At 42.3% G+C, this 24,800-nt stretch carries 18 protein-coding genes, 1 riboswitch and 1 other annotated feature; of the genes, 16 read left to right on the top strand and 2 right to left on the bottom strand.

The window, feature by feature from the left end; genetic code table 11:
- The first annotated feature begins 6 nt into the window (after positions 1 to 6).
- The 11 genes from purD (at position 7) to IGJ15_RS06670 (ending at position 16,786) form a co-directional block, all read left to right on the top strand.
- Positions 7 to 1,293 carry a phosphoribosylamine--glycine ligase gene (gene purD / locus IGJ15_RS06620; protein ID WP_311902434.1) on the top strand — a complete coding sequence of 429 codons (1,287 nt, stop codon included), beginning with the start codon at positions 7 to 9 and terminating at the stop codon, positions 1,291 to 1,293.
- A 169-nt stretch (positions 1,294 to 1,462) separates the two neighbouring features.
- Positions 1,463 to 2,377 carry an aldo/keto reductase gene (locus IGJ15_RS06625; protein ID WP_213336599.1) on the top strand — a complete coding sequence of 305 codons (915 nt, stop codon included), beginning with the start codon at positions 1,463 to 1,465 and terminating at the stop codon, positions 2,375 to 2,377.
- Positions 2,378 to 2,587: 210 nt separating this feature from the next.
- The gene (gene guaC / locus IGJ15_RS06630) at positions 2,588 to 3,565 is read left to right on the top strand and encodes a GMP reductase (protein WP_005230038.1); all 978 of its coding nucleotides are present in this window, start codon (positions 2,588 to 2,590) and stop codon (positions 3,563 to 3,565) included.
- Positions 3,566 to 3,686: 121 nt separating this feature from the next.
- Positions 3,687 to 4,787 (top strand): non-hydrolyzing UDP-N-acetylglucosamine 2-epimerase, encoded by a 1,101-nt coding sequence (gene wecB / locus IGJ15_RS06635; protein ID WP_010749597.1) that lies wholly within the window; start codon positions 3,687 to 3,689, stop codon positions 4,785 to 4,787.
- 390 nt (positions 4,788 to 5,177) lie between these two features.
- Positions 5,178 to 5,349, top strand: a riboswitch (M-box (ykoK) riboswitch).
- 187 nt (positions 5,350 to 5,536) lie between these two features.
- The gene (mgtA, locus tag IGJ15_RS06640; protein WP_010749598.1) at positions 5,537 to 8,128 is read left to right on the top strand and encodes a magnesium-translocating P-type ATPase; all 2,592 of its coding nucleotides are present in this window, start codon (positions 5,537 to 5,539) and stop codon (positions 8,126 to 8,128) included.
- Positions 8,129 to 8,562: 434 nt separating this feature from the next.
- Positions 8,563 to 9,672, top strand: a complete 1,110-nt coding sequence (gene pdhA, locus IGJ15_RS06645) for a pyruvate dehydrogenase (acetyl-transferring) E1 component subunit alpha (RefSeq protein ID WP_005231936.1) — start codon at positions 8,563 to 8,565, stop codon at positions 9,670 to 9,672.
- A 2-nt stretch (positions 9,673 to 9,674) separates the two neighbouring features.
- On the top strand, positions 9,675 to 10,652 hold the full coding sequence (locus tag IGJ15_RS06650; RefSeq protein ID WP_005230047.1) for an alpha-ketoacid dehydrogenase subunit beta: 978 nt from the start codon (positions 9,675 to 9,677) through the stop codon (positions 10,650 to 10,652).
- Between the two features lie 25 nt (positions 10,653 to 10,677).
- Positions 10,678 to 12,324, top strand: a complete 1,647-nt coding sequence (locus IGJ15_RS06655; protein ID WP_142974095.1) for a dihydrolipoyllysine-residue acetyltransferase — start codon at positions 10,678 to 10,680, stop codon at positions 12,322 to 12,324.
- 7 nt (positions 12,325 to 12,331) lie between these two features.
- Positions 12,332 to 13,738 carry a dihydrolipoyl dehydrogenase gene (gene lpdA, locus IGJ15_RS06660; RefSeq protein WP_005230052.1) on the top strand — a complete coding sequence of 469 codons (1,407 nt, stop codon included), beginning with the start codon at positions 12,332 to 12,334 and terminating at the stop codon, positions 13,736 to 13,738.
- A 110-nt stretch (positions 13,739 to 13,848) separates the two neighbouring features.
- Positions 13,849 to 14,102 (top strand) — a binding site (T-box leader).
- Positions 14,103 to 14,152: 50 nt separating this feature from the next.
- On the top strand, positions 14,153 to 15,424 hold the full coding sequence (locus IGJ15_RS06665; protein ID WP_333719247.1) for an O-acetylhomoserine aminocarboxypropyltransferase/cysteine synthase family protein: 1,272 nt from the start codon (positions 14,153 to 14,155) through the stop codon (positions 15,422 to 15,424).
- A gap of 162 nt (positions 15,425 to 15,586) precedes the next feature.
- Entirely contained in the window at positions 15,587 to 16,786 is a 1,200-nt protein-coding gene (locus IGJ15_RS06670; protein ID WP_325843841.1) for an MFS transporter, read from the top strand.
- 72 nt (positions 16,787 to 16,858) lie between these two features.
- Here IGJ15_RS06670 and IGJ15_RS06675 read toward each other — a convergent pair whose 3' ends face one another.
- Positions 16,859 to 17,383, bottom strand: a complete 525-nt coding sequence (locus tag IGJ15_RS06675; RefSeq protein WP_201689339.1) for a type 1 glutamine amidotransferase domain-containing protein — start codon at positions 17,381 to 17,383, stop codon at positions 16,859 to 16,861.
- A gap of 188 nt (positions 17,384 to 17,571) precedes the next feature.
- On the opposite strand from IGJ15_RS06675, the gene IGJ15_RS06680 reads away from it, so the two are divergent.
- From IGJ15_RS06680 to IGJ15_RS06690, 3 genes are all read left to right on the top strand, one after another.
- Positions 17,572 to 18,477 (top strand): hypothetical protein, encoded by a 906-nt coding sequence (locus IGJ15_RS06680; RefSeq protein ID WP_430599370.1) that lies wholly within the window; start codon positions 17,572 to 17,574, stop codon positions 18,475 to 18,477.
- A gap of 207 nt (positions 18,478 to 18,684) precedes the next feature.
- Positions 18,685 to 18,957 carry a UPF0223 family protein gene (locus tag IGJ15_RS06685; RefSeq protein WP_140966325.1) on the top strand — a complete coding sequence of 91 codons (273 nt, stop codon included), beginning with the start codon at positions 18,685 to 18,687 and terminating at the stop codon, positions 18,955 to 18,957.
- A gap of 8 nt (positions 18,958 to 18,965) precedes the next feature.
- The gene (locus IGJ15_RS06690) at positions 18,966 to 19,733 is read left to right on the top strand and encodes an inositol monophosphatase family protein (protein ID WP_430599371.1); all 768 of its coding nucleotides are present in this window, start codon (positions 18,966 to 18,968) and stop codon (positions 19,731 to 19,733) included.
- Between the two features lie 135 nt (positions 19,734 to 19,868).
- Here the strand turns inward: IGJ15_RS06690 and glf are convergent, their stop codons facing one another.
- Positions 19,869 to 20,996 (bottom strand): UDP-galactopyranose mutase, encoded by a 1,128-nt coding sequence (glf, locus tag IGJ15_RS06695; protein ID WP_430599372.1) that lies wholly within the window; start codon positions 20,994 to 20,996, stop codon positions 19,869 to 19,871.
- Positions 20,997 to 21,230: 234 nt separating this feature from the next.
- Here glf and IGJ15_RS06700 point away from each other — a divergent pair, with 234 nt between their 5' ends.
- Positions 21,231 to 23,663: a glycoside hydrolase family 3 C-terminal domain-containing protein gene (locus IGJ15_RS06700; RefSeq protein WP_430599374.1), complete on the top strand. Its 2,433-nt coding sequence runs from the start codon at positions 21,231 to 21,233 to the stop codon at positions 23,661 to 23,663.
- A 91-nt stretch (positions 23,664 to 23,754) separates the two neighbouring features.
- Positions 23,755 to 24,765 carry a glycosyltransferase family 2 protein gene (locus IGJ15_RS06705; protein WP_333719242.1) on the top strand — a complete coding sequence of 337 codons (1,011 nt, stop codon included), beginning with the start codon at positions 23,755 to 23,757 and terminating at the stop codon, positions 24,763 to 24,765.
- Positions 24,766 to 24,800 lie beyond the last annotated feature (35 nt).

Below are 24,800 nucleotides of genomic sequence, written 5' to 3' on the forward strand. Positions count from 1 at the left end.
AAGACGATGAAAATACTTGTTATTGGTAGTGGTGGCAGAGAACATGCCGTCGCAAAAAAGTTTCTGCAAGACCCTCACGTTGAAACAGTCTTTTGTGCAAAGGGCAATCCTGGAATGCGAAAAGACGGGATCGTGACAGTCGCAATTGAAGAGTCCGATCATGAAGGTTTGATTGCTTTTGCTCAAGAGCAGGAGGTTGATTGGACCTTCGTTGGTCCAGAAGTTCCATTACTAAATGGCATCGTAGATGATTTTCAGGCGGCGGGCTTGGAAATTTTTGGTCCCAATCGACAAGCAGCGATGATCGAAGGATCAAAAGAGTTTGCCAAAGAATTGATGCGTGCCAATCACATTCCAACAGCTGACTATCAAAGCTTTACAGATAGTGCGCAAGCAAAAGCATATATCCAACTTAAAGGTGCACCAATCGTTATCAAAGCGGATGGCTTAGCGGCAGGCAAAGGCGTAGTTGTTGCTGAAACCGTTGATGAGGCGAATGCAGCTGTTGAAGCGATGCTGGAGCAAAATGCTTTTGGTGAAAGTGGTGCAAAAGTGGTGATCGAAGAGTTTTTGGCTGGCGAAGAGTTTTCGCTCTTGGCGTTTGTTAAGGACGAAGCCGTCTATCCAATGGTCATTGCCCAAGACCATAAACGTGCGTTTGATGGCGATTTAGGGCCGAATACAGGAGGTATGGGGGCGTACACACCAGTACCGCAGATTCCGCAAGAAATGGTCGATCAAGCGGTCAAAGAAGTTTTACTTCCTGCAGCAAAAGGGATGATTCGTAATAAGACACCATTTACTGGTATTCTTTATGCAGGTCTGATTGCTACTAATGATGGACCGAAAGTCATTGAATTTAATGCTCGTTTTGGTGATCCAGAAACGCAAGTCGTGTTAAGTCGTTTAGATAGTAGCCTGGCACAGATCATTGATGATCTCTTGCAGGATCGAGAGCCCGCGATACGCTGGAATCAAGCGGCTTCGATCGGTGTCGTGATTGCATCGCAAGGATATCCTGGCAAGTATCAGCAAGGAATACCTGTTCCATCTCCTCAAGGAGAAGGAACACAATTCTTTTATGCAGGAGTGGAGGAGACTGCTGATCAAGGCGATTTGACGGCAGCTGGTGGTCGTGTTTTTCTTGTGGAAGCTTCAGCTGAGGATTTAGCTACTGCACAAAAGAACGTCTATGAAGCAATCAATAAATTGCCTTTGTCGGGTTTGTTTTATCGAAATGACATTGGTGACAAAGCCTTACACTATAGCAACTCATCAAAGGCGATGAAGTAAAGAACGTTTCAATGCGTAATGCAAATTGAAAGTAAAGGATGACTGCCAGTAGAACCAATCGGTTGTGCTGGTGGTTTTCATTTTATAGGAGGTTTTTTTGACGTTGGTGTAGCGTTTTCATCTTGTTGTGCTAAAATAAAAATGTAGTTTAAATAAGGAGGAACTTTACGTGAAAAAAATTAAATTCGGTCCCACTGATTTAGAAGTATCTAGCGTGATTTTAGGTTTGATGCGAATCAACAATGCCAAAGACCCAGTGAAAGTATTGACGACAGCGATTGAAAATGACGTTACCTTTTTTGACCATGCCGATATCTATGGGCGCGGGGAGTGTGAAACGATTTTTGCGGAAGCGTTAGCAAAAACGGATGCCAAAAGAGAAGAGTTGTTCATTCAATCAAAATGTGGCATCGTTCCAGGTGAAATGTTTGATTTTTCGAAAGAGCATATCATTTCTTCCGTGGAAGGTAGTTTACAGCGTTTGAAAACCGATCATTTGGATGCGCTACTATTGCATCGCCCTGATACTTTGTTTGAACCAGAAGAAGTGGCAGCTGCCTTTGATCAATTAGAAAAAGACGGCAAAGTGAAATACTTCGGTGTCAGCAATCAAAAACCTGGTCAAATCGAATTGTTGAAAAAATATGTTTCTCAACCTTTAGTAGCGAATCAGCTGCAATTCGGGATCATGCATACGGGAATGATCGATCAAGGAATTCATGTCAACATGACGGATGCTGGTAGTGTCGATCATGATGGAGAAATTCTTGAATATTCTCGCTTACATGAGATGACGATCCAAGCTTGGTCTCCGTATCAGTATGGTTTCTTCGAAGGTGTCTTTATCGGTAATGAGAAATTCCCAGAGTTGAACGAAAAATTGACTGAACTAGCGGACAAGTATCAAACGACACCGACAGGTATTGCTTCTGCGTGGATCTTACGTCATCCTGCAAACATGCAAGTGATTGCTGGAACGATGACCCCGCATCGGATCGAAGAAATCGCGCAAGCATCTTCGATCGTATTGACTCGCCATGAATGGTATGAGGTGTATAAAGCAGCAGGGAACATCTTGCCGTAATTTATTAGTAAATCCCGTTTTTTTCAGTACTTATAAGGATGAATGTTCGTAAAAGACGAACATTCATCCTTTTTTTTCAAAAAGTATTTCTAAAAAGCTTGTATTTCACTTCTAGGTGGTTTAAATTGTTGTGGGCGTTAAAAATAGGCTGAGGCCATTTGATGCTTGCTTCACTCTTAGTAAGATTTGGAGGATATTTTTATGTTTGACATGAAAGTTTTTGATTACGAAGATATACAACTGATTCCTAACAAGTGTATCGTGAACAGTCGTTCAGAATGTGATACCACGGTGACATTAGGCGGACACTCTTTTAAGATGCCTGTCGTTCCTGCAAATATGCAAACGATTATTGATGATTCGATCGCAGAATTTTTAGCTGAAAATGGCTATTTTTATATTATGCACCGCTTTGATGAAGAAGCGCGGATTCCATTTATCAAAAAAATGAAAAGCCGTGGCTTGATTGCTTCTATCAGCGTAGGTGTCAAAGAAAATGAATATGCCTTTGTGGAAGAACTAGCTGACAAAGAGCTTGTTCCTGATTTTATTACGATCGATATTGCTCATGGCCACTCAAACGCCGTGATCAATATGATCCAACACATCAAGAAGCATTTGCCAGCAACGTTTGTGATCGCTGGAAATGTTGGAACACCAGAAGCAGTTCGTGAATTGGAAAACGCTGGTGCAGATGCAACGAAAGTCGGCATTGGACCTGGGAAAGTGTGTATCACAAAAATCAAAACTGGTTTCGGAACTGGCGGCTGGCAGTTAGCAGCACTACGCTGGTGTGCCAAAGCTGCTCGCAAACCAATCATTGCAGATGGAGGCATTCGGACACACGGCGATATCGCTAAATCTGTCCGTTTCGGTGCAACAATGGTCATGATCGGTTCATTGTTTGCAGGTCATGAAGAATCACCAGGGGAAACCAAGGTAGAAAACGGCGTTGTGATGAAAGAATACTTTGGTTCTGCATCAGAATTTCAAAAAGGTGAAAAGAAAAACGTGGAAGGAAAGAAAATTTGGATTCAATACAAAGGTTCTTTGAAAGACACGTTAGTTGAAATGCAGCAAGACTTGCAGTCATCGATCTCTTATGCAGGTGGAAAAGATTTAGAATCGATTCGTAAAGTGGATTACGTAATCGTGAAAAATTCGATTTTCAATGGAGATACGATCTAAACAGGATACTAAAGAAGCGACCTTCTATTGGTCGTTTCTTTTTTTGTAAGAAGAACCATTTTGTTTTTCTGTTTTCTTCGTTATAATAGAAGCAATGAAGAGTAGAGGAGCGGGTGACCAAATGACAATCAAAGTGATGTCAGTGTTCGGTACCAGACCGGAAGCCATCAAAATGGCGCCACTAGTAAAGGAATTGGAAAACGACCCGCGTTTTGAATCGATCGTTGTGGTGACGGCGCAGCATCGAGAAATGTTGGATCAAGTATTAACGGTTTTTGAGATTACACCAGACTATGATCTGGATATTATGACTTTAGGGCAAACCTTGACAGGGATCACCACCAAAGTTTTGCTGGATCTAGAACCGATCCTGCAAAAAGAAACTCCTGATATCGTGCTGGTTCATGGGGATACGACCACCGCTTATGCAGCCGCGACGGCCGCCTTTTATCAGCAAATTCCTGTGGGTCATGTGGAAGCCGGTTTGCGCACATGGAACAAAAAATCTCCTTATCCAGAAGAAGCCAATCGTCAGTTAATCGATGTCTTAGCTGATTTTTATTTTGCGCCAACTTCCCAAAGCAAAAAAAATCTGCTGGCTGAAAACCGCAATGAGGCTGCGATTTATGTAACAGGTAATACCGCCATTGATGCGATGCGTTATACGATCTCGGAGGAATACCAGCATCCAGAACTTTCCGCAGCAGATCAAACCATGATTCTATTAACAATGCATCGTCGAGAAAACTTAGGTGCTCCGATGCAGCAGGTCTTTCGTGCTTTAGCGCAGATCGCAAAGGAGAAGCCAACGATCAAAGTGGTTTTCCCTATGCACAAGAATCCCCAAGTCCGAGGGATTGCTCAGGAGATTCTTGGGGAACTAGCAAATGTTACGTTGATTGAGCCTTTAGATGTCATTGATTTTCATAACGTTGCGAATCAAAGTACCTTGATTTTGACGGATTCCGGTGGTGTCCAAGAAGAAGCGCCGTCATTAGGCGTTCCTGTTTTGGTCTTGCGAGATACAACAGAGCGTCCAGAAGGCATTGCTGCAGGTACGCTAAAACTGATCGGTACGTCTGAAGCTGCGGTTTATCAGGAAACAAAGCGACTGCTAGAAGATCCAGAAGCTTACAATGCCATGGCACATGCAGAGAATCCATACGGCGATGGGAAAGCAAGCCAGCGAATCCTGCAAATTTTAGCCGATCATTTTTCGTGAGAGCTAGAGTGAATAATAATTCTCCCAGTATAGGTGAACATAGAGAAAGAGGCAGCTGTTTGTTAAATGGCTGTCTTTTTATATACATGAAACCTGCGTGAACGCCGTTTCCATTTTTTCGTTGATTGTGACAAACGAAGAAGCTTGATTAAGTGTGAGTTTCGCTTTGAAAGGATTTCTGTTCATCTGCTCGTATATAAAGGTTTATCAAGTATAAAATCACATCAGTTCTTTAACGTTGTTATTTTATTGTAAGACCTTTCATTTGAAAACCTATGGAAAACTTTGAAAAAAGGGTACTTTTTTCCTTAGATGCTGTTGACATTGGTTAGGATAGCAGTTATTATGTGGGTAGTTGGAAGAAAGACTTCCGACGAACTGACATTTTATACAAATAATTGTTAGGTGAGGCTCCTATATGGACACAAGCTGCTGCCGCAAAAGCATCGAGAGATGCTTAGTTGGTAGGACAGGTCTAATCGTGAAGGTTAAACCCAAAGCAGCTGATAGCAAATTTGCTATCTACGCCCTATAGTGCTAAAGCTCTACAATGATCATGAGTTTTTTACGCATGCTTATTGGGAGCGTGCGTTTTTTTGTGTCTTTTGCGCGCGTTCCACAGTGACTTACCTAATAAAAAGAAAGGAAGATTCACATGGAATACCCCAGTCCCCAGATGAAACAGCGGAGTAGTTATCGAATCGCTAGGGGTGGCGTAAGCAACTCCTAAGTGCTAGGAGGAAAAAAAGATGTTAAAAAAACTATCGAAAGATCAAGAACTAAAATTACTTGCAAAATTGACCGAAAGAGAATTATTGATGGAGATGCGGACCTCCTTTCAAGGGTTATCGGAAGAAGATGCTGCAGAGCGTTTAGCAGAGTATGGTCCAAACAAAGTCGACGCACAAAAACCAACACCCGCTTGGTTGATGATCTTAGGCGCTTTTAAAGATCCCTTTGTGTTAGTTTTAGCCCTATTAATGATTATTTCTTTTGTAACAGGCGATATTGAAGCAGTGATCGTGATGGGAATCATGATTTTAGCCAGTGTCATGATTACTTTCGTCCAAGAATACCGTTCCCAAAAAGCAAGCTTAGCGTTAAAAGAACTTATTGAAAATACTTGTTCCGTAACCAGAGATGGAATCACGAGAGAAATTCCAATGGATGAAGTCGTTCCTGGAGACATCGTCACCTTAGCAACTGGCGACATGATCCCTGCGGATGCGATCTTGATTTGGACCAAAGATTTATTTATCAATCAATCTTCATTAACAGGCGAATCAATGCCCGTTGAAAAATTTGTCGATGCTGGGATCAAAGAAAGCGATGAACAAATTTCTGCACTAGATATGCAAGATCTTGTTTTCATGGGTACCGATGTCTTAAGTGGTCAAGGAAAAGCCATTATTTTGAAAACCGGTCAAAGTACATTCTTTGGCGATATTGCTAAAAATGCGACCACGAAACGCGGCAAAACAACCTTTGAAGATGGCTTAACGAAAGTCAGCAAACTATTGTTGCGAATGGTCATGGTTCTTTTCCCAATCGTTTTATTGATCAATGGATTAACCAAGGGTGATTGGGGCGAAGCGTTGTTCTTCGCGATTGCAGTAGCAGTTGGTTTGACGCCAGAAATGCTACCAATGATCGTTACCAGTAACTTAGCCAAAGGGGCGATCTCTTTGTCAAAAGAAAAAGTGATCGTCAAAGAATTGCCTTCGATTCAAAACTTAGGTGCAATGGATGTCCTATGTACCGATAAAACGGGTACGATCACCGAAGATCGTGTCGTGCTGGTACAACATTTAAACCCGTTTGGCGTAGAAGATAAACAAGTTCTTGATATGACCTATTTAAATTCTTACTATCAAACAGGGTGGAAAAACCTGATGGATATCGCAGTGCTAAACTACTATGAAGAAGAAGGTTTGGCAGCGCCATTTAACGATGTGACAAAAATCGATGAGATTCCTTTTGACTTTTCACGTCGTCGCTTGACGGTTGTTGTCAATGCGGATGGTCATCAACTGATGGTCACAAAAGGTGCAGCTGAAGAAATGGAACAAGTCTGCAAATACGTAGAAGTTGATGGCAAAGTGATGGAATTGACTCCTCAATTGAGAGAGCAATTACGTCAAGTGAACCTGCGCTTGAATAAACAAGGAATGCGCGTGTTGACAGTTGCCGTAAAACGCGATGCTCACGCAGATGCCGTTTATTCTGTAGCAGACGAACAAGACATGATCATGATTGGCTTTATGGGCTTCTTAGATCCAGCAAAAGAAACAGCCAAAACAGCGATTGCTTCTTTACACGGTCATGGCATTAATGTCAAAGTGTTGACTGGAGATAATGCGATAGTTGCGCAAAAAGTTTGCCGAGATGTTGGTATCGATGCAGATGAATACTTATTGGGAACCGATATTGATCATCTGTCAGATGAAGAGTTAGCAGCGAAAGCTGCAAAAACCAATCTGTTTGCAAAATTAAACCCAATGCAAAAATCACGAATCATTGAAACCATTCAAGCAGCAGGCCATACAGTCGGCTTTATGGGAGATGGCATCAACGATGCGCCTGCTTTACGCACGGCAGATGTTGGCATCTCGGTTGATACAGCAGCGGATATCACCAAAGATGCCAGCTCGATCATTTTATTAGAAAAAAGTTTAAATGTCCTTGATAAAGGGGTCATCGAAGGGCGCAAAGTATTTACCAATATGATGAAGTACATCAAAATGACGTTGAGTTCGAACTTCGGGAATGTCTTCTCGATCTTAGTTGCTAGTGCCTTTTTACCTTTCTTACCAATGTTGTCCATTCAATTGTTGGTTCAAAACTTGGTGTACGATATGGCACAATTGACGATTCCATGGGACAACGTAGACAAAGCAGAGTTAGAAAAACCAGTCAAATGGCAAGTAGGCGGACTATTGAAGTTTACCGTCGGCATTGGACCGGTCAGCAGCATCTTTGATATTTTGACCTTCTTTGTGATGTGGCATGTCTTTAGTGCAAATACGATCCAAGAGCAAGCCTTGTTCCAAGCAGGATGGTTTATGATCGGCTTAACGACACAAACCTTAGTCGTTCACATGATCCGAACAAGAAAATTACCATTTATCAATAGTATTGCTTCACCGGCAGTCCTGATCTCCAGCGTCCTAGCAATTGCAGTTGGCTTCTTAGTTATCTTGACGCCATTGCACACAGTCTTCGATTTTGCGGCGCTGCCATCAAGCTACTGGCCATGGTTTATTGGTATCAATTTCGCTTATTTAGTAACAGTTGAATTTGCCAAACGCATTTACATTCATGTAACGAAAGAATGGATTTAAAAAAACAGGTCGGCGTTCTTCCTATGGAGGGGAGAATTGCCGATCTGTTTCTTTTTATCCGATCTCTGTATTATTTTTTTCTCATCTTAAGAAAATTCTTTTTGATTCAAGTCGAATCCTTCACAAGTAATAAAAGGAGGTTAATGGTAAATCTGTTTAGCCAAATGATGATTGCTGTACTATTCTTAAATAAAAAAAAGAATCTGAAAAGAAAAAATTGAAGAAAGCGATTGCTTTAATGTGATTAATTTCACTAATGTTTTCTTAAGAGTTGCTACAGTGGGAATTGTTTTATTAAAAAAAATACCCTTTTCACTTGTCATTTTCGAAGTTAAATGATAATTTATAAGAGTAAATGAAATTTCGATAGTACAGATTTAAACCCTGTTACATACGAAAGTGAATTTTTATATCAGAGAGGAAAGTGTGTCAAGATGGCAAAAAAACAAAAAGCACTTGATTTCCAAGCGATTTTGGAGCAAGTCAATGCGGATTTTCCAACTTACCAAGCTTTGGACAAAGACGGGAAAATTGTAAATCAAGAGTTAGTACCAGATTTAAGTGACGACGAATTAGTTGAATTGATGACTCGTATGGTATGGTCTCGTGTATTAGACCAACGCTCAACTGCGTTAAACCGTCAAGGTCGTCTAGGTTTCTTCGCGCCAACTGCTGGACAAGAAGCAAGCCAATTAGCAAGTCAATTTGCTTTTGAAAAAGAAGACGTTCTATTACCTGGTTACCGTGATGTACCACAATTGATCCAACACGGTCTGCCATTGAAAGAAGCTTTCTTATGGTCACGTGGTCACGTTGCTGGGAACCTTTACCCAGAAGATTTAAAAGCATTGCCACCACAAATCATCATCGGTGCACAATACGTCCAAGCAGCCGGCGTTGCTTTAGGATTGAAAAAACGCAATAAGAAAAATGTTGTATTCACTTATACAGGTGATGGCGGTTCTTCACAAGGGGACTTCTATGAAGCAATCAACTTTGCAGGGGCATACCATGCAAACGCTGTATTCTACATCCAAAACAATGGTTTTGCGATCTCTACACCTCGTGAAGTACAAAGTGCGGCACCAACATTGGCACAAAAAGCAGCAGCAGCTGGGATCCCTGGTATCCAAGTTGACGGTATGGATCCATTGGCAGTGTACTATGTTTCTAAAGCAGCTCGTGAATGGGCAGCAAACGGCAACGGTCCTGTATTGATTGAAACCTTGACTTACCGTTACGGTCCACATACATTGTCTGGTGATGATCCAACCCGTTACCGTTCAAAAGACATGGACAGCGAATGGCAACAAAAAGATCCATTGGTACGTTTCCGTACTTACCTAACTGAAAAAGGACTTTGGTCTGAAGAAAAAGAAGAACAAGTCATTGAACAAACAAAAGAAGAAATCAAAGCAGCGATCGCTGAAGCTGACCGCGTGCCAAAACAAAAAGTTTCAGATTTCTTGAAAAACATGTTTGAAGTTCAACCACAAAACATTAAAGAACAAATTGCAACTTACGAAGCGAAGGAGTCGAAATAGTCATGGCACAAAAAACAATGATTCAAGCAATTACAGATGCCTTAGCTGTTGAAATGGAAAATGACAAAGAGATTTTAGTCTTTGGTGAAGATGTCGGTAAAAACGGCGGGGTTTTCCGTGCAACAGAAGGTTTACAAGAAAAATTCGGCGAAGATCGTGTCTTCGATACCCCTCTTGCTGAATCTGGTATCGGCGGCTTGGCTTTCGGTTTAGCATTAGAAGGTTTCCGTCCAGTTCCAGAAATCCAATTCTTTGGTTTCGTATTTGAAACCTTTGACGAAATCGTTGGTCAAATGGCGCGTACTCGTTACCGTATGGGTGGTACACGTAATTTACCAATCACTATTCGTTCACCATTTGGTGGCGGTGTGCACACACCAGAATTGCACTCAGATAACTTGGAAGGATTGATCGCTCAATCACCTGGTATCCGTGTCGTTATTCCATCAAACCCATATGATGCAAAAGGATTATTGATTGCTTCTATCCGCAGCAATGACCCAGTTGTTTTCTTAGAGCACATGAAACTTTACCGTTCATTCCGTGAAGAAGTGCCAGAAGAAGCATACGAAGTTCCTTTAGACAAAGCAGCAGTAACTCGTGAAGGTTCTGATGTTTCCATCATCACTTATGGTGCGATGGTTCGTGAAGCAATCAAAGCTGCTGATAACTTAGCGAAAGAAAACATCAACGCTGAAATCATCGACTTGCGTACAGTTGCTCCTCTTGATGTTGAAACGATCATCAAATCAGTTGAAAAAACTGGTCGTGTGGTTGTCGTTCAAGAAGCACAAAAACAAGCAGGTGTTGGCGCTCAAGTCGTTTCTGAAATTTCTGAACGTGCGGTTCTATCACTAGAAGCTCCAATCGGACGCGTGTCTGCACCAGATACGATCTTCCCATTCGGTCAAGCTGAAAACATTTGGTTGCCAAATGCAAAAGACATCGAAGACAAAGTGAAAGAAATCGTGAACTTTTAATAGTTGAAGAAGGGAAGAATAGAAAATGGCATTTCAATTTAAATTACCGGATATCGGTGAAGGAATTGCAGAAGGCGAAATCGTAAAATGGTTCGTCAAAGCAGGGGATACCATCAATGAAGATGATACCTTACTAGAAGTTCAAAATGATAAATCAGTGGAAGAAATTCCATCTCCAGTAACAGGAACAGTGAAAAACATCGTTGTCCCTGAAGGTACAGTCGCAAACGTTGGGGATGTCCTTGTTGAGATCGATGCACCAGGACATGAAGACAACGAAGGCGATGAAGGTGTAGCAGCAGAGTCTCAAACACCAGCAAAACCAGCGGCAGAACCTACAACGGAAACGGCTGAAGCATCAGCTGGTTCTTCTGAAGGCGCAGGCGTTTTCCAATTCAAATTACCAGATATCGGTGAAGGTATTGCAGAAGGTGAAATCGTAAAATGGTTCGTTAAAGCAGGAGATACCATCAATGAAGATGATACGTTGCTTGAAGTTCAAAACGACAAATCAGTGGAAGAAATTCCATCTCCAGTAACAGGAACAGTGAAAAACATCGTTGTTGCTGAAGGAACAGTCGCAAATGTTGGGGATGTTTTAGTTGAAATCGACGCACCTGGTCACAACAGTGCGCCTGCTTCATCAAGCACATCTGCAGCAGCACCAAAAGAAAAAGTGGAAACTTCTGGTTCAGCAAGTGTTGTTGAAGCAGCAGATCCTAACAAACGCGTCTTGGCTATGCCTTCTGTACGTCAATTTGCTCGTGAAAAAGATGTTGATATTTCTCAAGTATCAGCAACAGGTAAAGGCGGCCGTGTAACAAAAGAAGACATCGAAAACTTCCTATCAGGTGGCGGACAAGCTGCAAAAGCTGAAACTCAAGCTCCTGCGAAAGAAGAAACAAAAGCTGCAGCAACTGAAAGCAAACCAGCAGCTCCAGCAAAAGCCTTCAAATCAAACTTAGGTGATTTAGAAGAACGTGTGGCCTTAACACCTACACGTAAAGCAATCGCTAAAGCGATGGTAAACAGCAAACAAACAGCACCTCATGTAACCTTGCATGATGAAGTTGAAGTAACAAACCTATGGGATAACCGTAAGAAATTCAAAGAAGTTGCTGCTGCAAACGGCACAAAACTTACTTTCTTACCATATGTTGTGAAAGCATTGACTGCAACAGTGAAAAAATTCCCTATCTTGAATGCGTCGATCGATGATGCAAAACAAGAGATCGTATACAAAAACTATTACAACATCGGTATCGCAACAGATACTGACCATGGTTTGTATGTACCAAACGTAAAAGATGCAGATCGTAAAGGCATGTTTGCTATCGCTGATGAAATCAACGAAAAAGCAAAACTTGCTCATGACGGCAAATTAGCTGCAGATGATATGCGTAACGGTACCATCACGATCAGTAACATCGGTTCAGTTGGTGGCGGCTGGTTCACACCAGTAATCAACTACCCTGAAGTAGCTATTTTGGGTGTAGGTACGATCGCGCAACAACCAATCGTAAACGCTGAAGGCGAAATCGTTGTCGGACGTGTGATGAAACTTTCATTAAGCTTCGACCACCGTATCGTTGATGGCGCAACAGCGCAACAAGCAATGAATAATATCAAACGTCTATTAGCTGATCCAGAGCTATTAATGATGGAAGGATGATTAACAAATGGTAGTTGGAGATTTTGCTGTTGAATTAGATACAGTTGTAATCGGTGCGGGACCTGGCGGCTATGTAGCTGCCATCCGCGCTGCTGAAATGGGACAAAAAGTAGCAATCATTGAAAGAGAATACATCGGCGGCGTTTGTTTAAACGTTGGTTGTATCCCTTCAAAAGCTTTGATCGCTGCAGGTCATCATTACCAAGAATCTTTGGATTCAACAATGTTTGGTGTAACAAGTGAAAATGTTTCCCTTGATTTTACCAAAACACAAGAATGGAAAGACAACAAAGTCGTTAAAACGTTAACTTCTGGTGTTGGTTTCCTATTGAAAAAACATAAAGTTGAAACAATTGAAGGAGAAGCTTTCTTCGTTGATGATCACACATTGCGTGTCATCCACCCAGATTCAGCACAAACTTACTCTTTCAACAATGCAATCATCGCAACAGGTTCTCGTCCAATTGAAATCCCTGGTTTCAAATTCGGCGGACGTGTCCTTGATTCAACTGGCGGATTGGCATTAAAAGAAGTTCCTAAAAAATTCGTTGTTATCGGTGGCGGTGTCATCGGTTCTGAACTAGGTGCAGCGTATGCAAACCTAGGTGCAGAAGTAACAATCCTTGAAGGTTCTCCTCAAATCTTGCCAACCTATGAAAAAGACATGGTCAAATTGGTTGAAGAAGACTTTGCGAAAAAAGGTGTAACAGTCGTTACCAACGCAATGGCGAAAGAAGCAATTGACAATGGCGATAGCGTAACTGTGAAATATGCCGTAGATGGTAAAGAAGAATCAGTTACTGCTGATTACGTGATGGTTACTGTTGGCCGTCGTCCAAATACTGATGACATGGGCTTGGAACAAGCAGGTGTTGAAGTAGGCGAACGCGGATTGATCACGGTTGACAAACAAGGCCGTACCAACGTATCAAACATCTACGCAATTGGTGATATCGTTCCTGGTGCTGCATTAGCACATAAAGCCAGCTACGAAGCAAAAATCGCTGCTGAAGCAATCTCTGGCAAAAAAGTTGCTGTTGATTACAAAGCGATGCCTGCAGTTGCCTTTACTGACCCAGAATTGGCTTCTGTCGGTATGACGATCAAAGATGCCAAGGATGCTGGAATTGAAGCAAAAGCATTCAAATTCCCATTCTCAGGTAACGGTCGTGCGTTATCTCTAGGAAAAACCGAAGGATTCATTCGCTTAGTAACAACGGTTGAAGACAATGTGATCATCGGTGCGCAAATTGCTGGTTTAGGAGCAAGCGATATGGTTTCAGAACTTGCTCTTGCTATTGAATCTGGCATGAACGCAGAAGATATCGCGTTAACCATCCATCCACATCCATCTCTAGGTGAGATCACAATGGATGCTGCTGAGTTAGCTCTAGGTTTACCAATCCACATTTAAGCTTTTTGAAACTCGTTCATCATTTGGTGAACGAGTTTTTTTATCACCAAAAATAAAGCGATCATAAGCTATTGACAGAATCTTCTGTAAATGATACGATGCTCTTAATATTTCAACCGTTGATGAGGAAAGTACATTGATTTGGCAAGCCTAGAGAGTCTTCGTAGGGTGCAAGAAGAACTTGTAGAATCAATCGAAAATGGCCTCAGAGGTGATCTTCTGAACTTGTACGAAAGATAAGAAGATCCGGGTGCGCCCGCTATCGCGTCAGAGTATAACGACGTTAATTTGTCGCGTACTTGCTGAGAAGCATGCTGGAAAGTCTGCTTGAATAAAGGTGGTAACACGTAAACACGTCCTTTGATATCTCGATATCAGAGGGCTTTTTTATTTGTATTATTAAGGAGGAATAGTATGACAGAAAGATTTGAGACGATTCAATTACACGGAGGACAAACACCAGATCCTACCACAGGGAGTCGCGCCGTACCCATTTATCAAACCACATCGTATGTGTTTGAGGACGCAGATCAAGCGGCAGCGAGATTTAGTCTTAGTGAGAATGGCAATATCTATACCCGTATTACCAATCCGACAACGGCTGTTCTAGAAGAACGATTAGCCCTCTTAGAAGGCGGTGTCGGTGCGTTAGCAACGGCTTCTGGCTCAGCAGCGATCACCTATGCGATTTTAAATCTTGCACAAGCAGGAGATCATATCGTTTCTGCTGCTTCAATTTATGGGGGGACCTATAATTTATTCGCTCATACGTTGCCAGATTTTGGCATCACTACAAGCTTTGTTGATAGTGAAGATCTGGCAGCACTAAAAGCAGCCATCCAAGAAAATACTAAAGCAGTTTTTCTAGAGTCTTTAGGCAATCCAGATATTGATATAGCCGACTTTAAAAAGATTGCAGCGATCGCTCATGAAGCAGGGATTCCCCTCATCATTGACAATACCTTTGCGACTCCCTATCTGTTTCGAGGATTTGAGCATGGGGCGGACATCGTCGTTTATTCCACGACAAAATACCTCGGTGGTCACGGTGCTGCTTTGGGAGGGGCCATTATCGACAGCGGCAACTTTGATTGGACAAATGGCAAATTTCCCAAGCTGGTCGATCCCGATCATAGCTACCATGGAATCTCATGGGTAGAAGCCGCTGGTAACGCTTCCTATATCACTCGGGCACGAACGATTCTTTTACGAGATACAGGCGCTGCGATTTCTCCCTTCAATTCATGGGTGTTGCTGCTAGGCATCGAGACGCTTTCGTTGCGGATGGAACGTCATGTAGAAAATGCGCAACAAGTTGCTGAATTTTTAGCCAAGCACTCGGAAGTCTCTTGGGTTCATTTCCCAACACTGCTGGACAGCCCCTATTTTGAACGGGCGCAGGAGTATTTCCCCAAAGGGACCAGTTCCGTCTTTTCCTTTGGATTAAAGGGTGGAGCAGAAGCAAGCAAAACCTTTTGTGGCGCAACCAAGCTCTTCTCTTTGCTGGCAAATGTCGGGGATGCAAAGTCCTTGATCATCCATCCAGCTTCGACGACCCATTCCCAGCTTAGCGTAGAAGAACTTGCAGCAGCCAAAATTCGTCCAGAGACGATTCGCCTATCCATTGGATTGGAAAACATCAACGATCTATTGGAAGATCTCACGCAAGCCTTCCAACAGCTCTAAATAGTTGAAGCAGTAGGAAAAGCGCAGGATACTATGCTGCGCTTTTTTGTTGTCGGTTAGTGTTTCAAATAAAACTGCGGTTTCTGTTGTTAGAAGGATAGTAAATCCATCGGTTCTATGCTATATTTAGTTGCTAAGGAATATGGATAAGGTGGGAGATGTATGCGTAATCATGCAAGTGACAAGAGGATTCGATTTTACTACACAAGTTTGCAATTTCTTTATTGGATGATGTTTTGCTCAATCTATGGCTTTGCGACCCTTTTTTTGATTTATTTCAAGGTCGATCCAGCAAAAATTGGCGGTATTTTAGCCTTAGTCAATATTGCGTCTACGATTTTGCAGCCCTTCATCAGTCAAGTCATTATCAAAAAAAGTAAAGTACCGCTGATCGTTGTCTTGAAAACGATGACAATCGGCGTGGTCGCGGTGCTCTTAGCAGGTGTGATTTTCCCTGCATTATCAATACTGACCTATGTTTTAGGAGGGATTTTGCTCGTTTCCATGCAGTCCTTTCTCAACGCCTTGGCGTTTGAATACACGAATAGCGGCAACAAAATCAATTTTGGCTTTTCTCGTGCGGGTGGGTCACTAGGATTTGCGGGGACCTCCTTTTTACTGGGGCAGCTCTTGGAGGAGTTTTCGGCAGCCCTTTTGCCAATGATCGCTATCGGGCAGGCCGTTTTGTTTCTCATTATTTTGCTTTTGCTGCCAGCGATCAAGAAGCCAGAAATGCCCGTGATGCTGACAGAACAAAGTCATTCAGGTGCCTTTTTGAAGAAATATCCTTTTCTACTCTTTCTCTTTGTCGGGTTTAGCTTTCTTTTCAGCTTCCACACGATGATCAACAGCTTTTTGGCACAAATTTTTGCCGATATTGGCGGTGGCAGTAAGGAAGTTGGCATCGCCCTGATGGTTGCGGCGTTATGCGAATTGCCAGGCATGATTTTCTTTGAACAGTTAGTGAGGATACGGTCTAGCCGTTTTTGGCTGTTGTTTTCCAGTGTTGCCTTTGCCATTCGTGGGGTGCTGATGCTGTTGATCAGCTCCATTATCTTGATGGAATTGAGCCATTTGATGCAAGGGGTTAGTTTTGCTTTGTTTATTCCAGCTTCGGCTTATTTGTTCAACCATAGTTTGGCAGATGAAGATCGGGTTTTTGGACAAACGATTATTATCATTGCTACCACGATCGGTGGCGTGATTGGCAATCTTTTGGGCGGGATGCTGATCCAAAGCTTCGGTGTTTGGGAAATGCTTTTGATTGGGACTGGGTTTGCCGTTCTAGGTGCTGCATTGACCTTTATCGGTGTGAAAAAAATCCCTAAAAGTAACAAGAAACTAGCGATCCTAAGCGAATGATCGATAGGTAGAAAAAAGAGTTGCGGCCGTATTTGCTTCGGTCGCAACTCTTTTGAATCTGATTAACGGGTACTATTTCTTTTCTAATACAGCGATAAATTCCCGCATATAGTCTGGTAGATCTGGAGGACGGCGGCTGGAAACGATATGTCCATCCGTAACCACAGGTGTATCTACCCATGTGGCTCCAGCATTTGTCATATCATCTTTGATGCCTGGTGTACTGGTGACCGTCTTGTCTTGCAAGATATTCGCAGAAATCAAGACCCAGCCTGCATGACAGATTTGACCAATGACTTTTTCGTCTTTGTCCATCGTTTGCACGAAAGAGATGACCTCTGGGAAACGTCGTAATTTATCAGGCGCCCAACCACCTGGAACTAAGATGGCATCGTAGTCATCGGCATGAATATCAGAAAAAGCATAGGCTGATTCTGCGGGTACACCGTATTTGCCAATATACGTTTTATGCGCTTCTTCACCGACTAAATCGACTTGCGCGCCTTCTTCCCGTAACCGATGGACCGGGTACCACAGTTCTAAATCTTCGAAATCATTGTCGACTAAGGCAATGATTTTTTTGTTTTCTAAACGCAAGAGAATTCCTCCTTTTTCTTGTTATTCTTACTGTAACATCATGCAAAGAGAAACACCAAAAGTATGCTTCTTAAAAAATGCCAAGAAGCTATTTTGAGAATGGTCATTCAGAGAAATGGTATTGATGTAAGCGTTGTAATCATTAGGAAAGTAAGAGATAATGAAAGAAAGCCAAAGGAGGCGAAGATGTGGAAGCATTCGTAAATGCTCGAAAATTTATTTACAAAAACGCGCGCCCTTTAGACCTTGCTCGTTGGCAGTATCATTTTGAAAATGGATCTCGCGAGGCTGTATTACAGGCGTTACAATTCTACCAAAATGAAGATGGTGGGTATGGGCATGGTTTGGAACCTGATCATTGGAATCCCAACAGTACACCGATTGCAGTGTGGGAGGCATGTCGAATTTTAAAAGAGCTTGAATGCCTTCATTCGACAAATCCACAAGTCCAAGGGATTTTAAGGTATTTAGCTAGTGGAAAAGAGTTTTCTGAAGGGAAATGGTTCAACCAAGTGCCGTCAACGGTATCCTATCCGCATGCGATTTGGTGGGAGAGTCCTGTAGGCGTGCCAGCAGACAACCCAACAGTAAGTCTAGCTGGTATGATCTTAAAAACAGGGGAAACTACCCTCTATCAAAAAGCACAAGAAATCGTCGAAACAGCAGTTGCAAGTTTCCTTAAGGAACCAACCAGTGAAATGCACACATTAGTCGTCTATCTAGAATTATTACAAGACTGTGAAGAAATCCAGTATCAGCCTGTTTTAGCAAATGAACGCTTTCGCGAGATCTTATTCCAGCAAATTCGCCATACTGTCTCAAACGAGCCAGAAGAGTGGTTCACGTCTTATGTCAGCAAACCTTCAAATTTTTTCTTTACAAGAGAGCAGCTGCTTGGGATCTTTAGTGAAGAATTATGTAAAAAAGAAGCCCAAGAAATTTTAAAATACCAACAAGAAGATGGATCATTTGTCATTCCATGGCAATGGGGAACGGATTACCCAGAGTTTTTCATAAGTAAACAGTGGCGGAAATCAATTACTATCATTAAAAATTTTTTGTTTTTGCAGGCTTTTCTAGACGAATCATTTTGAAATCGGTCATTTTCTAATAAGCAATCTCGTTGAAAGAACAAAGGAATTTCCTTCTTATTTGAGATTCATGGGTTTCAGCTTCTAAAAATCTCAATAGTTTGTATACAAGAGGTACATTCATTGCTAGGATGTACCTTTTTTGCAGCGGAGGCTCTGACCTATTTTTAATTTTGTGGTACACTGAATAAGATGAATAGGAGTGGTAATATGCGGGATTATCAATATCCTCTTGACTTAGATTGGTCGACAGATGAAATGGTCGTCGTCATGAAGATGTGGGAACGACTAGAACAAGCCTATGAAAAAGGCCTTCCTAGCAGCACGTTTCTTGAGGCGTATCAAGCCTTTAAGAAAGTCGTTCCTAGCATTGGCGAGGAACGTCGTTTAGGCAGAGAATTTGAAGAACTATCAGGCTATTCGCTATACCATACTGTGCAGGCAGCGAAAAAGACTGAGGGAAAACTAAAAATGAAAGGGTAGATCAACGAATGCATGAAATCGTTAATGAAGTTCGCCAGTGGATGATCGCTGCAGGTGAAACGATCAAAGACAATTTAAATAAAGAAAACTTAGTGGTCGAGACAAAATCAGGACGGAAAGATTTAGTGACAGAATTGGATAAAGCCACGCAAGATTTTCTGATTGGTAAGATCCAATCCTATGATCCGGATGCCAAAATTTTAGGTGAAGAAAACGGACTGGACACACTTGCCGACATGAGTGGACGGGTCTTCATCATTGATCCGATCGATGGAACGATGAATTTCGTGTTAGAAAAAGAAAACTTTTGTATCATGATCGCGATTTATGAAGAGGGCAAAGGGCGCTTTGGCTTTGTCTATAATGTCATGAAAGATGAATTCTTATGGGGTGGCCCAGAGATTGGTGTTTATAACAATGGCAAGAAGATTGAACCGCCGAAAGATATTGCCTTATCCGAGGGTCTCGTTGGCTTGAATTCACCCATGTTGATCCATAACCGCCACCACGAAACCGAGGTCAGTGACAAAGCATTAGGCATTCGTATGACTGGATGTGCTGGGGTAGAGTTGATCGCCCTCGCTAAAGGACAAAGAGCAGGCTATCTTTCTCATCTTGCACCATGGGATTATGCGCCAGGGGGCGTTTTGTTAGAAACTCTTGGATTAAAGATGGCAAACATCAAAGGAGAGCCGCTATCCTTGAATGGACGGGAATTGTTTATCGGCGGTACACCGAAAGCTTTTGAAGAATTATTGGCGATCGTCAATCAATAAGAAAGCTTGCGTACTATCTGATAATCGATGAACTGATACGCATAGAAAAAAAGGCTGGAAACTCCGTTTCCCACTCGTTGGACCTGGTGGGAGTCAACGCTGTCCTTAAGTAGCGAAAACGGTAGCCCAGCCTTTTTAGTTCGCAGTAAGTTCTTTTTGTACCAGCTTTAATGCTTCACTGACGATTTGATCCATATCTAAATACCGATAGGAGCCGAGACGTCCCCCGAATAAGACTTGCGACTGTTTCGCTGCCAGCTGTTTGTATTTTTTATACAGCTGGTTATTTTTTTCGTCATTGATTGGATAGTAGGGCTCAGCATCCGTCGTGAATGGCGCTGGATATTCCTTGGTCAGAATGGATGTGTCAGGATCACCTTGCTTATCGAAGTGTTTCCATTCCATGCTGCGCGTATAGGGAATCCGTTCATCCGTGTAATTGATCACGGGATTTCCTTGAAGGTTTGGTGATGGATGTTTGGTTGTTTCAAAACGTAACGAACGATATTCTAGAGGACCGTATCTTTGGTCAAAAAAGGCATCGATCAGCCTTGTATAGATTATTTTAGGAAAACGTGCTAAATAGGCTGCTTTTTCAGCTTCAAAGTCCGTTTTCAAACAAACATCGATCCGATCATCATCTAATAATTTCTGAAAAATCGGCGTATAGCCGCCTTCGGGAATCCCTTGAAACCGATGATTGAAATAATTGTTATCATAGGTGAAACGAATCGGCAGTCGACGAATGATAAAGCTCGGCAGCTCGCGAGGGGGCTTTCCCCATTGCTTCTGAGTATAGCCGGCAATCAGCTTACGATAAATATCGGTTCCCACTAATTGGATCGCCTGTTCTTCAAGATTTTTAGGCTTTCCTTTCACTCCAGCACTTTCAATCTGTTGAGCGATCATCGCTTGTGCCTCTGTCGGTGTTCGTACCCCCCAGAGTTGATAAAAGGTGTTCATATTAAAAGGCAAATTATAAAATTGATCTTGATAGTTCGCTAAGACTTGATTGGTAAAAGGAATGAAGTCAGCAAAGCGATGCATGTATGCCCAAATATGTTTACTATCCGTGTGGAAAATATGGGCGCCGTATTGATGAACGGTGATGCCGTCTTCTTGATAAGTATATAAGTTGCCTCCGATGTGGTCACGCTTATCGATCACTAGACAACGATGCCCTTTTCTGGCTGCTTCATGAGCAAAGATCGACCCGAATAAGCCCGCACCAACGATCAAGTACTGGTAGTTGCCAGTCTTCATGTGTTCGCTCCTCTCAGCTTTTGTTTAAGATATACAAATTCTAAGATAAAGGCTGCCACCGATCAAAGCAAGCGTTTTCTAAAAGAGTCAAAGAATCTTTATAATTGGCTGGTTATTCATGAGCAAAAAGCGACCGTTCATGAAAGGGCGCTCATTGCTTGGCGTTTCCATGATAAACTACTGCTAGTAGATTTATAGACGTATGATTTATACATAGCAGAAAGTTGGGTTTAGATGAATAGCCAAGAAAAAATCGCAGAATTAACACGTTTACAAAAGGCATTGTTTGTTTCAGGAAAAAATACTTGGGAGACACATGAGCTACCAGCGATCTGTCCATCGATTTTTATGGCAGATGGTCCGCACGGTATTCGTAAACAAATGGGAGAAGCAGATCACCTGGGGCTGAATGAAAGCGTTCCAGCAACTTGTTTTCCGCCGGCGGCAACAATTGCAAACAGCTGGGACTGTGAACTTGCTGCGAAGGTTGGTGAATGTATTGGATCAGAAGCAAAAGCGTTAGAGGTTGATGTCGTTTTGGGTCCAGGTCTGAACATCAAGCGAAATCCTAAAGGCGGGCGCAATTTTGAGTATTTCAGTGAGGACCCTTATTTGGCAGGGAAAATGGCGGCTGCAAATATCAGAGGTATTCAAGAAAACGGGACGATTGCCTGCCCGAAGCATTTTGCTGTCAATAGTCAAGAAACGAGACGAATGGCATCGGATTCCATCGTTGATGAGCGGACATTACGAGAAATGTATTTAACAAATTTTGAAATCGCCGTCACTGAAGGAAAACCTAAAAGTATCATGAGCGCCTATAATATGATCAATGGCATTTACGCCAATGAAAACAAACGCTTATTACAAGAGATTCTCCGAGATGAATGGGGATTTGCTGGCTTTGTTGTCTCCGACTGGGGCGGGGATAATGACCATGTCGAAGGGATCAGAAATGGCTGTCATTTGGCGATGCCAGGGCAAGGGATCGCTGGCGCACAAGAAATTATTGAAGCAATTGAAAGGAATCGTTTGGCTGAGTCGGAGCTTGATGTACGGGTTGCTGAACTAGCAGCGGTCTTCTCAGAGACGAAGAAGCAATCTGGAACAGATGCGATCGATTGGGCACAGCATCATACAGTCGCAAGAGAAGCAGCCAGAAGCAGCGTGGTTCTGCTTAAAAATGATGACAACTGCTTGCCTTTAAATCCTAAGCAAAAGGTTGGAATTATTGGCGATTTTGCTCAAACACCTCGGTACCAAGGTGCGGGGTCTTCGATGGTAAATGCGAAACAAGTCGAGTCGATTTTAGAAAAGATTGGCGATTATACTCCTGAAATGGCAGGTTATGCACAAGGCTATGTCCGAAAAAGTAGTAGTAAAACAGCAACAGAACAAGCAGCATTGATCGAAGAAGCTGTTTCTTTAGCAGATGACTGTGAGGTGGTGCTGGTCTTTGCCGGACTTGATGAGAGCTATGAAAGTGAAGGGATCGATCGTGAGACGTTGGCGATGCCCGCAAATCAAAATCAGTTGATTGAAAAACTTTGTCAGACGACTGCAAAAGTAATCGTTGTTTTATCGGCGGGAGGGGTTGTTGAAATGCCCTGGCTGGATAAAGCTGCTGGTGTGCTTCATGGCTACTTAGGTGGACAAGCAGGCGCTTCTGCGATGCTGGATGTGATCTTCGGTCGATATAATCCGAGCGGAAAACTAGCAGAAAGTTATCCATATTCCTATGACGACGTTTTGTTCGGTCAAGAATTCCCAGCAACAAGCCGCTTTGCCTATTACAAAGAGCGACTGTTTGTTGGCTATCGCTATTATGACACGTTTAAAAAACCAATTTTGTTTCCGTTTGGCTACGGTCTAAGTTATACGGAATTTGCTTATAGTGGTTTAATCATTGAAGAAAATCAGGTAAAATTTACAATTGAAAATGTTGGAGACAGAGATGGTGAAGAAGTAGTCCAATTGTATGTTGGTTTGAAAGAAAGTCAACTGATGCGACCGAAAAAAGAATTAAAAGGATTCAAAAAAGTAGCCTTAGCCAGTGGTGAAAAACGCACGGTCACATTGCCTTTTGATGATAAGACCTTTCGTGTTTATGACAGCCAACAAAATTGCTGGGCAGTTGAGGCAGGAGAATATACCCTATTTATTGGTGGGAATTGTGAAGAGAGCCAACTTCAAGGCACGCTTTTGATCGATCAGAAAGCCGCCACTTTACGACAAAGAACGGTGAACGAACAAGCTATTTATCCTGAGCGGATCGAACAAGCAACGCTACATGATTTTGCACAGTTTTTGAACCAACCATTACCGCAAGAATCAAGCGATCAGCCATTAGCCAAAAACAGTACTATTGCAGAGTTGCAGCAGGCAAAAAGTCCTCTAGGTCGTTTGGTTTTTCTTGTCTTGAATACCATGAGGAAGCGCAACGAAAAAAAAGGAAAATTGGATCTAAACTTATTGTTCATTTGGAACATGCCGTTTCGTGGCATCGCCAAAATGACCAATGGGATGGTCAGCATGGCAATGATCGACCAATTGTTGATTATATGCAACGGGCACTTCTTCAAAGGAAGCTTCGGGCTTTGTCGGGCATTTATCCGCAACAAAAAGCTACAAAGAAAGTATAAGAAACAACTATCGCAGCTTCACTGATGGTTTCATGTTTTTCAAAAGACAAAAATAAATCTGCTGCAACACTTTGGGGAAAGAAGCAAAAAAGTTAAATGTGGGGAAGGGATCAAGCGTGAAAACTTTAAGTATAATTGTTCCATGCTATAATTCGCAAGATTATATGGAACGCTGTATTGATTCATTATTAGTAGGAGGGGAAACCGTTGAGATCATTATTGTAAATGACGGGTCCCATGATCAAACCGGAGCGATCGCTGAACGCTATCAGCGTTCTTACCCAAAGCAAATCAAAGCAGTCCATCAAGAAAACGGCGGACATGGTCAAGCGATCAATACGGGCTTAGAAGTTGCTAGTGGCACCTTTATCAAAATCGTAGATAGCGACGATTGGGTAGATGAAGAGGCGTATCGACAAATTTTGACCTTTTTGACAAGCGATTCACAGGCAAATTCGATCGATATGGTTATCAGTAATTACGTCTATGAAACCCAGTGGAAGAAAAACAAGCGTTGCATCCATTATCAGCGCTTCTTGACAGAAAATGAACCATTCGGCTGGGCGGACGTGCGTTTTCCGTTCAGTAAGTACCTATTGATGCACTCAGTGATCTATCGCAAAAGCGTATTAGAAAAAGCAAACCTACAGTTGCCCAAACATACCTTTTATGTAGATAATCTGTATGTCTATGAACCATTGCCGTACGTCAAAAAAATGGTCTACTTAAATGTCGATTTTTATCGCTATTATATTGGTCGATCGGATCAGTCCGTCAATGAAAAAGTGATGATCAGTCGTATCGACCAGCAATTGAAAGTCAATCGGACAATGATCGATTACTATCTTTCACTGGATCAAGCTGGCAAAGAAGTCACTCGTTATATGCGACGATATTTAGAAGCAATCACAACTGTTTCAACGATTTTGTTGATCAAAGAAGGGTCGAAAGAAAGTTTGCTAAAGAAAAAGGATCTTTGGAAGTTGATTCGCTCTCGAGATCAGCTGTTGTATTTTCGTTTACGGTTCGGTCTCTTAGGACACGGCGTCCATTTTCCAGGAGCCATCGGGCGAAAAGCTTCCTTAGGCTTTTACCACCTTGCTCAAAAATTTTATGGCTTTAATTGATGCAACTTATATTAGATGAGATCGTTTCAATACTA

Origin of the sequence: Enterococcus sp. AZ079, from assembly GCF_050547255.1 — a bacterium.
GTDB classification, from domain to species: Bacteria; Bacillota; Bacilli; order Lactobacillales; family Enterococcaceae; genus Enterococcus_D; species Enterococcus_D casseliflavus.

Excerpts from the sequence above, each read along its gene's own strand:
- purD (WP_311902434.1), top strand. The coding sequence starts at position 7 with ATGAAAATACTTGTTATTGGTAGTGGTGGCAGAGAACATGCCGTCGCA.
- guaC (WP_005230038.1), top strand. The coding sequence starts at position 2,588 with ATGAAAGTTTTTGATTACGAAGATATACAACTGATTCCTAACAAGTGT.
- wecB (WP_010749597.1), top strand. The coding sequence starts at position 3,687 with ATGACAATCAAAGTGATGTCAGTGTTCGGTACCAGACCGGAAGCCATC.
- mgtA (WP_010749598.1), top strand. The coding sequence starts at position 5,537 with ATGTTAAAAAAACTATCGAAAGATCAAGAACTAAAATTACTTGCAAAA.
- pdhA (WP_005231936.1), top strand. The coding sequence starts at position 8,563 with ATGGCAAAAAAACAAAAAGCACTTGATTTCCAAGCGATTTTGGAGCAA.
- IGJ15_RS06650 (WP_005230047.1), top strand. The coding sequence starts at position 9,675 with ATGGCACAAAAAACAATGATTCAAGCAATTACAGATGCCTTAGCTGTT.
- IGJ15_RS06655 (WP_142974095.1), top strand. The coding sequence starts at position 10,678 with ATGGCATTTCAATTTAAATTACCGGATATCGGTGAAGGAATTGCAGAA.
- lpdA (WP_005230052.1), top strand. The coding sequence starts at position 12,332 with ATGGTAGTTGGAGATTTTGCTGTTGAATTAGATACAGTTGTAATCGGT.
- IGJ15_RS06665 (WP_333719247.1), top strand. The coding sequence starts at position 14,153 with ATGACAGAAAGATTTGAGACGATTCAATTACACGGAGGACAAACACCA.
- IGJ15_RS06670 (WP_325843841.1), top strand. The coding sequence starts at position 15,587 with ATGCGTAATCATGCAAGTGACAAGAGGATTCGATTTTACTACACAAGT.
- IGJ15_RS06685 (WP_140966325.1), top strand. The coding sequence starts at position 18,685 with ATGCGGGATTATCAATATCCTCTTGACTTAGATTGGTCGACAGATGAA.
- IGJ15_RS06690 (WP_430599371.1), top strand. The coding sequence starts at position 18,966 with ATGCATGAAATCGTTAATGAAGTTCGCCAGTGGATGATCGCTGCAGGT.
- glf (WP_430599372.1), bottom strand. The coding sequence starts at position 20,996 with ATGAAGACTGGCAACTACCAGTACTTGATCGTTGGTGCGGGCTTATTC.
- IGJ15_RS06700 (WP_430599374.1), top strand. The coding sequence starts at position 21,231 with ATGAATAGCCAAGAAAAAATCGCAGAATTAACACGTTTACAAAAGGCA.